Origin of the sequence: Vibrio sp. SCSIO 43132 (assembly GCF_019904195.1) — a bacterium.
In the GTDB taxonomy this organism is placed as follows: domain Bacteria; phylum Pseudomonadota; class Gammaproteobacteria; order Enterobacterales; family Vibrionaceae; genus Vibrio; species Vibrio nigripulchritudo.
The window spans coordinates 40292-51876 of sequence record NZ_CP063200.1 but is presented as its reverse complement, the minus strand read 5'-3'; the positions used below and the strand labels follow the sequence as shown (position 1 = coordinate 51876).

At 44.0% G+C, this 11585-nt stretch carries 7 protein-coding genes; 4 read left to right on the top strand and 3 right to left on the bottom strand.

Annotation, left to right across the window (positions count from 1 at the left end; translation table 11 throughout):
• The first annotated feature begins 119 nt into the window (after window positions 1–119).
• On the top strand, window positions 120–419 hold the full coding sequence (locus tag INR79_RS18345; RefSeq protein WP_022562111.1) for an isoamylase early set domain-containing protein: 300 nt from the start codon (window positions 120–122) through the stop codon (window positions 417–419).
• A 319-nt stretch (window positions 420–738) separates the two neighbouring features.
• On the opposite strand, the gene INR79_RS18340 is transcribed toward INR79_RS18345, so the two are convergent.
• Both INR79_RS18340 and INR79_RS18335 read right to left on the bottom strand, forming a co-directional pair.
• Window positions 739–2571: a putative bifunctional diguanylate cyclase/phosphodiesterase gene (locus INR79_RS18340; protein ID WP_223098473.1), complete on the bottom strand. Its 1833-nt coding sequence runs from the start codon at window positions 2569–2571 to the stop codon at window positions 739–741.
• Between the two features lie 277 nt (window positions 2572–2848).
• Complete coding sequence (locus tag INR79_RS18335; protein WP_022562110.1) at window positions 2849–3739, bottom strand: LysR family transcriptional regulator; 891 nt, start codon at window positions 3737–3739, stop codon at window positions 2849–2851.
• A gap of 145 nt (window positions 3740–3884) precedes the next feature.
• On the opposite strand from INR79_RS18335, the gene INR79_RS18330 reads away from it, so the two are divergent.
• Window positions 3885–5099 (top strand): multidrug effflux MFS transporter, encoded by a 1215-nt coding sequence (locus INR79_RS18330; protein ID WP_022591967.1) that lies wholly within the window; start codon window positions 3885–3887, stop codon window positions 5097–5099.
• Window positions 5100–5353: 254 nt separating this feature from the next.
• The gene (locus INR79_RS18325) at window positions 5354–7477 is read left to right on the top strand and encodes a GGDEF domain-containing protein (protein ID WP_223098470.1); all 2124 of its coding nucleotides are present in this window, start codon (window positions 5354–5356) and stop codon (window positions 7475–7477) included.
• 114 nt (window positions 7478–7591) lie between these two features.
• On the opposite strand, the gene INR79_RS18320 is transcribed toward INR79_RS18325, so the two are convergent.
• Window positions 7592–10636 (bottom strand): M6 family metalloprotease domain-containing protein, encoded by a 3045-nt coding sequence (locus INR79_RS18320; RefSeq protein ID WP_223098467.1) that lies wholly within the window; start codon window positions 10634–10636, stop codon window positions 7592–7594.
• 532 nt (window positions 10637–11168) lie between these two features.
• On the opposite strand from INR79_RS18320, the gene INR79_RS18315 reads away from it, so the two are divergent.
• Complete coding sequence (locus tag INR79_RS18315; protein WP_223098464.1) at window positions 11169–11546, top strand: hypothetical protein; 378 nt, start codon at window positions 11169–11171, stop codon at window positions 11544–11546.
• The last annotated feature ends 39 nt before the right edge of the window (window positions 11547–11585 follow it).

The following is an 11585-nucleotide window of genomic DNA, read 5'->3' as shown; positions in this document are numbered from 1 at the left end:
GAATACCAGTAAATGCCAGCTTCTTTGACCAAGTAAGAAATCGAATGGTATGTTGTCTTGATGTATGAAACTGGTTGTATTATTAAAAACGAAAACTGCGATAAATGATGGAGTTGGTTGTGATTAACAAAAAATTTTTTAAGACTAAGAACGAAGTGGAAGTTACCTTTGAGTTGGATGAGAAAGAAGCCAGCTCAGTAGCGATTGTGGCGGATTTTCTGGATTGGAAAGCAACGCCAATGAAGCGCAATAAAAAAGACAAAACGTTTAAGTTTAAAACCCGTTTACCCAAAGATCAGGAATTTGAGTTCCGCTATCTGGTGAATGATTCGAATTGGGTCAACGACTCCAATGCCGACAGATATGTACCGAACTCGTTTGGTCAGGACAACTGCCTAGTTTCGACTCGTGAAGTGTGAGCGGTTTCTAGGGTCTGTTGACCTTTCGCGGTTAAATTTTGTTCGGGTTCTATGTGGTTTAATCGCGGCGCAAGGTCTTTCGCTTAGTCATTCTAAGTAAATACCTTGCAACAAAGAGTAAAGCGCATAGAACCGAACCCTTCGGGCAGCATTTGTGGCTCCTTTCTACTGTGTTACCGCTTATTGATGTAGAGCGACTACACCGAATAAGCGCTGCCTTGTATAAAGAACCCACAAATTGCTGCAAAAATCATCTCGAAAGGCCAACAGACCCTAAGAACTCAATGGCAATAATCAGCTTCCTATCTGGAAGCTGATTTTATTTTGAAGAACTGCTTTGCGGAGGTAGATTCTCAATTTTTTGAATGAGCTGAGGCGGTGAAAGCGGGCAGGAATAGAGATAGCCCTGAATAGAGGTACAACCCATTCCAACCAGCTTGTTCAGTTCCAGCTCCGTTTCTACTCCCTCGGCCACGATACTTACCTGAAGCTGTTTCGCCAGTTCAACAATCAATTTTACGATTCGTTCAGACTTCAAATTGGTCAGCATGTTCTGAACAAAGGTTTTATCGATCTTGATGCAGTCGATGTCGTAGCGGTGAATGTAATTCAGACTGGAGTAACCAGTTCCAAAATCGTCAAGCGCGATCTTGAATCCTTTTTCGTGCAATCCTCGCAGGGCCTGACGAATATCACCAGACTGAGTCATGAGGACGGTTTCGGTAAGCTCTATCGTGAACTCATCTGCGGCAAACCCATAACGCTCAAGCTTTTGAGTCAGTTGGGACAAGTACTGCCTTGGCTGCGCCAGCTCTTTTGCCGAACAGTTCACACTCAGTTCAACGGAGTAGCCCAATGTCTGTTCCAGGAAGCGTTTGGCTTCGCAGGCCAGTTCGAAAACACGTTCGCCCAAACGATTGATAAGCCCGGTATGTTCAGCCGCTTCAATAAATTCGTCGGGCGTGACAACACCCAGTTTAGGGTCGTTCCACCTAGCCAAAACTTCAAACCGACTCCAGTTGTCACCATTTAGAAGCACGATAGGTTGCAGAGCGACACTGAGTGCGCTTTTTTCAACGGTGGCAGCTAAATCTAGCTTCAGTGCCTCGATGACTTGCGAGCGGCGTAAATGCATCGCACTTAGTCGGCTGTCATAGTATTGGATATGGCAGTTCTGACTCTGCTTACACAGTTTTAATGCAAGGTTAGCTTTAAGCAACAAGTCGTCACCGCTTTCAGCATCTGAAAAGCTGACGATCCCCAGGCTGACACTGAAGTTAAGCTGCAAGTCTTCATACTGAAAGCCAGAATGAAGCTGCTCAAACAAAGCATCTGCCCGTTGTTCGACTACGTCGCCTTCACATATGGCGGCAAATTCGTCTCCACCAATGCGATAGATAGTATCCACATTGTCGAAAGCACTTCTGATGGCACTGGCAGAATGCAGTAACACGCGATCGGCGATATGGGTGCCGTACAAGTCGTTAAACTCTTTAAAACCATCAATGTCGATCAGAACCAGACTCGATTTCTTCCCTTTCACTTCCATCAAATGTTTCAGATGGTTGGCAAGGGAAAATCGATTGTACAGATTAGTGAGATTGTCTCGCTTGGTCTGTTCACTGAGCTGGCTTAGCAATGTATCGGTTTTTTCAACCAGCCATTTTGCCCGGAGCTGGTGGATGATGATTTTTGAAAAGAGTTTGTGGTAGTGAAGAATGGGATCTGGATTACTGATGGGGGTTTTAAATGTTGAAATTAATATCCCCAAGGTTTGCCCTTGAGCGTTTTTCAGCGGATAACCCAAATACGATTCGAGTTGAAGATCGACCAAAAACGGGTCTTTGGGAAAATGTTGGTAAGCTTTCTCTGCGTATATGCAGAACTCGGTATCTGAGTTAGAAGCCTGTTCACAAGGGGTGTTGTTGATGTCGTATTGCAGGTCATCCATTACGGTATTTTCCTGCACATACGCCAGCGTAGATGCAACGTGATTTGTTTCGTTCAGTTCCACTATGCAGGTACAGAACGAATGAAGCTTTTCATGAAGCAACATACAGGTTTGCTCCAGAAGCTCATTTCCATCCAGTAAAAGTATCCTGTTGATGTCACTTATACTGATGGTTGTATCATTGAAGTCCTTTCTTTCCATGACCTACCAAAACCCAGCGCCGACCTGATTTCTCAATCATCAGATACAAACACACATACCGTATGTTATTTTATAAAATATAGATATAAATTTCTTATAGAACAGAAGTATAAGATCTAAAAATACGTGCGAGTAAGAAATATCCCGATCTGACTCTTTATTGAGAATGATGTGCGCACTTAGTCATAAGCAATGACCATCATTCACTAGAAAAATTCATCTTTCAGCCAAGTGGCTTTACAGTCGGGCTCAAGTTGCGCTTTGAGTGCAGAATGGGTCACTTTGAAGGAATTTCCTGAGCCAGCCGATTTTTCAAATGTTCGATGAAAAGGCGGGTACGAGTGTGCTCATAATCCAGCTTTGGGTAATAGGCATAAATGGTGGTCGTCTCAGTTTTCAGCCCAGGAAGCACTTGTACAACTTCTCCGGAATCAAGCATGTCGCGGATCATCATCTTACTGGAAATTAGTATTCCCATTCCTGCTTTTACCGCGTGATACAGCGCTTCTGGATTGGTCGTGGCGAAATTGCCTTTAAAAACGACTCTCTTTTTGTTTTCGAAAAAGAATTCCCGTTCAAGCTGCTCGCCCCAAATCAACATATTGTGTTTGGAGAGATCATCGAGTTGTTCGGGTATGCCATGCTGTTCAAGGTATTGAGGTGAGGCAAAAAATTCAAACGGATACTCGAACAGTGGGGTAGCGATAAAACTGAGGGAGTTCATTTGTTCCAGCTCCCGACTGATATACACATCCAAATCCAACTCCGGCAACTGACCTGGCACGGTCGTCACTAGCTGGACTTTGATGTCTGGATACTGAGAAAGAAAATCATCCAGATATCGGACAATAAATCGAGAGCCTACTGCGACGGTAGCGCCGATTTTTAACCGACCGACTGGCGCTTGGGTAACAGATCGGGTTTCATCTACAATAGACTGCCATTGCTCCATTTGAGATACAGAGCGTTCAAAAAACAAGGCACCAGCTTCAGTCAGGCTGATCGAGCGTGTGGTTCTTTTTAGCAGCTGTGCGCCCACTACTCCTTCTAACCAGAGTATGCGCTTACTGATGGCTGAGCTTGTGGTATTCAAGCGCCTGGCAGCGCCATTAAAACTCCCTTCTTCAACCACTCTGATGTAACTTTTTACGCTCTGCATCCAGTCCATTACTGCTCCTCTATTAGTTCCTGTCAGGATGTAATCCGTTTCCCAATTACGTGATTATCATTCATTGATAACAAAGTAAACTGATTTGTAAGCATACCCTTATGTGTGAACTTGCCTAATTTTCTAACCGAGTGCCTGTATATTTATGAAAAGAGAAAACTTCAGTAAATTGCCTTTAATGCTTGCGATGATGGTTATCGCTACCGGACAGGTCGGGGTAAGCATTTACTTACCCGGCCTGCCAGAAATGAGCAGGCAGTTTTCTGATGCGACTCTGGATATCCAATGGCTGGTCACCATTTATATGGTTGGGTTGGGAGCGGCGCAGCTTATTTACGGACCTGTTGCGGATTCCTTGGGCAGAAAACCCGTCTTTATCTTTGGGCAGGGGCTTTACCTTGTTGGAACCAGCATCTGTGTGTTCCTTCAGCACGACCTGAACTGGATTATTTTTGGTCGCTTGCTTCAGGGTTTAGGAGCAGGAAGTACCGCGGTCATTGCTAACAGTATTTTGCGCGACAGTTACGATGGCAACACACTTGCTAAAGCCCTGTCTTACGTGTCGATCATGGCATCGGTGATGCCGATGGTTGCGCCAGTGCTTGGTGGTTGGCTAACGTGGCAATTTGGATGGGAATCGGTGTTTGTTTTTGTCTTTGCTTACGTTGCGCTGATTTACGTGACCGGATTGCTGATTTTACCGGAAACACTGCCCTATCCAGCTAAAGCACCGCAGCTATTCGAATCTTTCAGAGCCTATGCAGATCTGATTAAAACGCCACAAGTGATAGCAACGACAACTTATGGCTGGGTAAATTTTTTGATGATCATGCTTTCATTGTCGGTGATGCCGTATCTGGTCCAGGAGCAGTTAGAAATGAGTGCCGCGCATTATGGCTTGGTGATGATACTGCCATCTTTCGGGCTGATGATTGGCAGCGTGCTGCAAAACTTTTTAAATCGTCGATTGTTGCCCAAGTCGATTTTAGGTGTTGGGTTAGGCATCGCTTTCCTTTCGGGTGTATGGATGCTTATCGGTTCGGTGAGTGTTTTCAACCTAATCGGGGCACTAACGGGGATTGCTATTGCTCAGGGGTTGATGTTCCCTGTCATTGGACGAATGCTTCTTGAGCCACACAAAGAACGTGCGGGAACCGTCACAGCCTTGTCAGGATCGTTACAAATGTTAGTCACAGGCGTGTTTGGCGGACTAATTGCTTCATTTATTACAACTAAGGCTCTGCTTGGCGCATTTTTACTGGTTGGAACACTAAGTTTAATTGCACTTTATTCATTTCAGCGAAAAGGCAAGCAGTTGGATTTAGAAGCGCCAGTTGATAAGGCGTTGCCCAATATGTAGTTATTTATATAACTGGCTTTTAATTTGTATTATTTTATAAGTTATGTCGCATTGTGAGGATGTAAAGACAATAATGTGATGTAACGCTATGTGTGATGTTGTGCCAAAAATTTGCTTTGAATCGCGAATTAGTCAAAATGACCGCTTAAAAATGCGGAATTTGTAACAACTGAATGTCCGTTCTGTTGCATACAAATTTCGCTCTCGCTAACGTTGAGCCATAAACATAAAAATACCGTTAGCTGGGTGAAATTTTGGATAGACATGCATTACTACGAGTTGTGTCATCAGCTCGAGATCACAAAGTGATCGCCGACGGAATGTTCCAGTTTCTGTCTGAGAGCTTTTCTCCCAAGGCTATGTATTTTGTCCGGGATCCTTCTCTTGGTAAGCAGTTATCTCCCAGCTATTCAAAAGGTTCTTTTACTTCCCCACATTGCTTTCCCGGCTCATTCTGGACATGGGCAGCTCAGTTTGATACCTCCGATGGTCTTATCCCTTTAGAAATCAACACCTGTTCCTGGAACTATCTCGATGCATTGGGTGGTGAGTGCCTGATCATGATGGTCGACAACCACCCAGAATGGCGCACATACCTGTTTATTGAGAAAGTAGAACTCGAGAAATATCAGGTCAATTCGGCGGAATCTTTTATCGATATCCTGAACATTGCCTCTGCCAGATGGCAATGTTTGAGGGCAGAGCGCAACGCTTCTCTGGAGTTTAAAAACCGTGATATACGGGAAGCGAAGTATCTGGATGAGATCCGCCAGCGTGAAACGTTTATTGATAAAATGAAGCTAGTCCAGCAGGTAGCGTTGGAGCTTTCGAACCCTGCAACACTGGATGATTTGTATAAAGGTGCAGTGGAAGCGGTCCGAGATCGTCTGGGTTTTGACCGCAGCGTATTTATGCTGCTGGACATGAAGAAACGCTGTTTTACCGGAACCTATGGTACAGACGAGTACGGAAAAACAGTGGCAGAGCACCATACCATTTATGATCTTCACCAGCTTGAAGAAGAATATATTGAGGCGCTTCACACCAACGACGAGTCGTTGGTGATTATAGAAAACGCGCCCTTGTACACCACGGGTAATGTGGTGGGGCAGGGCTGGAACGGCATGCTCATATTACGCCATGAGAATGAGCCTATCGGGTGGCTGGCGCTGGACAACTTTATACATCGGGAACCGATTACCGATTACCAGCGTGAGATGCTGAAGTCTTTTGGTTCACTCCTTGCTCAAATCTATATCCGCAAGAAACAGGAGCAAAACGTACGTTGGCTCCATTCCAGCATGGTCGCGCTTTCCCGTTGTACAACGGTGAATGACGTGTGTAAGTCCGCAGTAGATTTTGCCATCAATAATTTGGGCTTAGATCGTATGGCGGTGTTCCTGACCGATCCGGATCTGACACGTTTGTATGGGACATGGGGCACTGACATTCAAGGGAATGTGGTGAATGAAAGTTACTATGAAACCGAAATGCAGATAGACCGACCACTCGTCGCCAGTGCCATTCACAATCCGAATACGTTATCAGTTGAAGAGTCGGTACCCATTTATCACGACAAGCGCATTGTTGGGTTTGGCTGGACAGCCATGACCATGCTGAAAAGCAGCACCGATGGACCTATTGCATTTTTAGCAGCTGATAACCTTTTAACTCGCCGCCCTCTTACCAGCCAGCTTCAGGAAATGATGCTACTGTTTGCATCCAACTTAACAGAAGTTTTGCAACGTACAAAAGCACAGGAAGCCATCCGTACCCTTAACGAAAATCTGGAACAGGAAGTGCGCAACCGCACTCTGGAGCTAGAATTAGCCAACCAGCAGCTTGAAGCTCTGTCGAGTATCGACCCGCTTACCCGTTTAGGAAATCGTCGTCAGTTAGTAAAACATATGGATGAAATCCGAAACCGTCAGGAGTCTGCGCCTCAGAATATTGGATTGATATTGCTGGATATTGACCATTTTGGATTGTTCAATCAGGAGTATGGGCATTTAGAAGGTGACATCGCTTTGATTCGGTTGGGTAACATTTTGAGCAACTTCTGCGACAGCAATGATGAAACTTTTTGCCGTATCGGCGGTGAAGAATTTGCATTACTGCTTTCCGACACCACGGAAGACAAAACCAGAAAGCTGGCAGAAAACATTCGTCAGTGTATTGAAACCGACGCCATCCCCCATGCTTTGAACGACAGCTCGTCAGTACTCACGGTATCCATCGGCTATTTAACAGAATCCGTTCTTCCATCCAAATTCGACTTTGATTCTATGTATCAGAAAGCTGATAAAGCGTTGTATCAGGCGAAAGATCATGGCAGAAATCGCATTGTAAATGCATCGGATATTGCTGTCGTGGCTTAGATTCGAACCTGTGGTTCCAAGGCGTTTACCTATATAGTTTAAAAAAGCCCCAGTATCGCGAGATACTGGGGCTTTTAGTGATTTAGAGTCAGGTAATTCAGTTCTAATCAGGCTTTAGTGAATAGTTGAGCTCTTACGGCGTGTCCGTACCCCTCTAAAAGCCCCTAATGCTAACAATACAAGCATCCCATACAAACTCATCGAACCTCCTGATGATGAGCTAGTTGAAGTGATAGTAGTTGTCGTCTTGGTTTTAGGTTGTACAGTGACGGTTATTTCACCAGATGCTCTGCCGCCTTTTTCATCCACAGCTTCATAAGAGAAGGTTTCAACCCATTGGGCTTGCCCGTGTGCGCCTGTTGCGGTGTAAATGATCTCGTTTCCTTGAATTGAGGTGTTCCCCTTTGAAGGCAGTGACGTCAGTATCAGAGACAAGTTATCACCATCGGCATCTGTGTCATTTTCAAGCGGTTTAATTGAGACTGAATCGCCGTAAGTCACCGTTACAGAATCATTTTGAGTCACGGGAACATTATTACTCGCAAGAATGTTGAAAGTGACTGTATCTGAAGATTGCGCTCCCGATTCATCGGTTACGGTAAGCGTTACGTCTAGGGTCTTATTTACAGTTAGATGAGGTAGGCTAACCGTTAGCTGGGACGAGCGTTTACCAAATAAAACGTAATCCTCTGATGTGCTCCACAGATACGCAAGATTCGACGATTCTACATCGGTACTTTCCAGACCAGAAACCGTGAAATGCTGACCAGCACTGATGGTTATCGAACGGTCGGAAATAACAGCGGTTGGCAGATCATTTATCGAGTTTACCGTGATATCAACAGTCGCGACATTCGAGGTCAATCCCTCCGTTGTTTTCAAGCGGTACTTAAATGAATCGTTACCATGGAAATTGGCATTCGGCGTATAGTCCATCCCAGAAAGTTGCCCGTTAGACGGCGGTGTGATGATTTCAACCCCTTCGATTTGTTGGGAAAAATCAACGATGTCGTTATCTCGCAGATTGTAGGAAGCAAACGAATCTTCATCTACAGAGAATGCATCGTTTCTCGCTGTGATCACAGAGCTCGTGTCGGAGCGCAGAAGTGCGCCAAAGTTATATTGATGCCAAGGGTGCATAGCAATAAGCTGATTATGATCGCTGAAGTCTGTGTTACTTGCCCACCAAGATTCTACCTCGCTGTAGTTAATGTACGTCTCAACACGTTTTTGCTCTATTTCGATTACTCCATCGGTGAGTTCCAATATCAGAGTACTTTTGCCATTAGGTAGAGAGATGCTGCTGTCCAATAGTATTCTATTGTTTGCCGGAATGTAGCCTTGAGCCAGAAGTTGACCTTCTGCTGGTGTTACTGAAAGAACATGCTCGGCAGGTTGGTAAGGAAACAACCAAAGTTTGTATTGGGTGTCTTCAATACCTGTAGAGTGCGTATTGATATGCAGCCCATCTAACACACTCAAGGAATCGCGAGTATTGATGGCAAACGCGGCAACATTGACATTTGTATAAAGTTGCAAATATGAGCGTTGGAAAGAGGTTGCCCAAGAATATTTATTTGGCTCATCAATCATGTTTAAGTCAAAACTTGCCGCATTTAAATCGCTTGCGATATTGTTGAATTCGACTTCGGAATTGATTCCAACAAAATCAGACAGTGATGGCCTTGTGGAATCAGACAAGCTGTTTTGGTTTGTACTACCGGGGAAGACATCTCCATTGTCTGCTCTCCAGCCTCTTCCAAGTTCATCTAATCCATCAGCCTGTAAAATCTGAACCTGCATCGGACCGTTATTACGCGCCTGGTTATTAATGTTGACCGAGGTAACAAGCAGACCTTCACCAGGTACACCAGCATCGTAATCTTGAGCTTGTCGATTTTCTAAGTAAACTCGGCTTCCTTTTTCTTTAAGGTACGGATCGATGTAAATGACGGCAGAGTCATTCGTTGTTTGAATTTCTTTTCGACCAGAGGATGTCAATACTTGAGGCGTAACAAACCCAGCAGCTTCTTTAGTCCAAGCCAGCATATTCGAAGGTGTTTGCCCTGCGTACAAGTCACCCGGCTTCATCGACCAGGAACCACCACTCATAAGACCCCATTTTCCAACTGACCCTCTGTCTGGGTTGTCTGTTCCCGGGTATAAATCAGGTAGAGCAAGCATTAGGTGACCGAGTTCATGCACAATAACGCCTAATGTTGATTGGTGGTCGCTCTGATAATCTGCAAACAAGCAATATGAGTTAATTTTAACGCCATCTACGGTGATTGGGGCGTGGTTCCATTTATGTGGCCAGATAGCTGGATTTTCAGAACCTACTGCTCGGTCATATCCTGCAAATACGAACATAACAGAAAGCTCTGAAGGGGTGATACTGCCATCGAGGTTTTTGTCAAACTCTGCAAAATTGACCAGTGGATCAAGCTTACTGTAAATCTCTTCGAACACAGGCGCGAATGTATCCCAGCATTGATTGATACAGTTTGGATGATTTTGAGCAAGGGTAATACTCACTACGCCGTCATTGACGGTACCATCAGTTTCTTTAGCGGGGATTACCTCGTAGCTGTTCGAGGAATTCTTGCGAAAATAATCTTTTACGCTTTGTTCCGTCGTGGAAAATACAAGGTCAGTAAAGTCGTGATTCATAGTCACATCGCTGAAAGAGACTTGTACCACTAGCAATGGCTGCTCGACTACCCCATTTGCTTCCTGATTGCGGTAAGCGCCTTGCTGTATTGAAGGAACATGGCTCGATAGAGTTGTGTAAAGCCCGCTATCTTGTGTCATTGATAATTTTTGTGCTTTCACCTGCATTTTAAATGCGGTTGAGGAGTCAATGAGTGAAGCTGGAGGTGGTGGCGTTGTAGAAGAGAATATTTCGCCCGCCGAGATAAGTTCTCCACTGGTTTGACTGAGCTTCGCAAAGTGCCAATTATTATTTTGCTTAATTAAAGCGTGACCGTCAGAGGTTTCATACCAGTGGAATTGTTTCGTTCCTTTCAATCTAACTTCGATCGAGCTCCCATCTGACAATGTTATTTGATGAGGGTGAGGGGAAGGCAACACTGTCGCGAAAGACGCAAAGGAACAAAGCCCCAGTAAGCCTGCCAAAGCTTTACGTGTAAACATTTTCATAAAAACTTCCATTTAATCATATACCTAGCGATGCTTATTTTCGTATAAAAAAGCATCTGAAAGTGCACGGTGATTAAAGTGTCAGTTTTTGAGACGTTTTCATCACAATCTGATATTTGATACATGTATCAGAATGTAAGGGCTGACTTATAAATGGAGTGGTTAGTTTTATATTGAGAGGCTGTTATAGAGCTAACCGAGAGTAGCGACAGATTGAAGTGCTTAATAACCAACCTTCTTTTTTCTGTTCAGACTTGACCGGTTTTTATATCACCGAATGGCTTTCCAAATACTCTTGTTGCAAAGATTTTTAATATTATTTCAGGGGAAAATAATTTAAGGATATCAAGGAGTTTTATTTATGAGATTTGTTGATGATGTTCACATTTGTAAATTTAGGTAAATGCACTTGCAATAATTTAAAGGTATTTTACCAGCGTCTCTTAAATGGGAAGGGCGGTAGCGTATGAATTTTTGGCTTTGACGTTTCCGACTCTGAGAAAATACTCCTAATTAATATAAGAAATAAATTATGAAATCAGTGGCATTTTTGTCAGTTCTCATTTTTGGGGGACTGGCGATTTATTTTTTCACTTCTCAAGATCACTCCGATCCTGAAACACATCAAAGTCAGACTGTCGAATTAGATTTGACGGAATCTGCAATTAACGAAACTGATGACCTATTCAGTGACGATATTTCTTATCCTTCTCCTGTTATCGAACTCCAACAAACATTAGCGCATGGTATTCAAAATCTGGATGCTCCTGAACTGCCGCTTGTTCAGGGCGATCTGAGAGATTTTTCGGAAAAGAATATGCCTGATGATATTCCACCCCCAGAAGAACTACAAAAGCTAAATCAAGAGCTTGAGCGTCTTGAATCTTTGATGGAAAGTTCCACAAACTAGTCAGCTTTTATTTGTTCTCTATACACAATTTATTTTCAC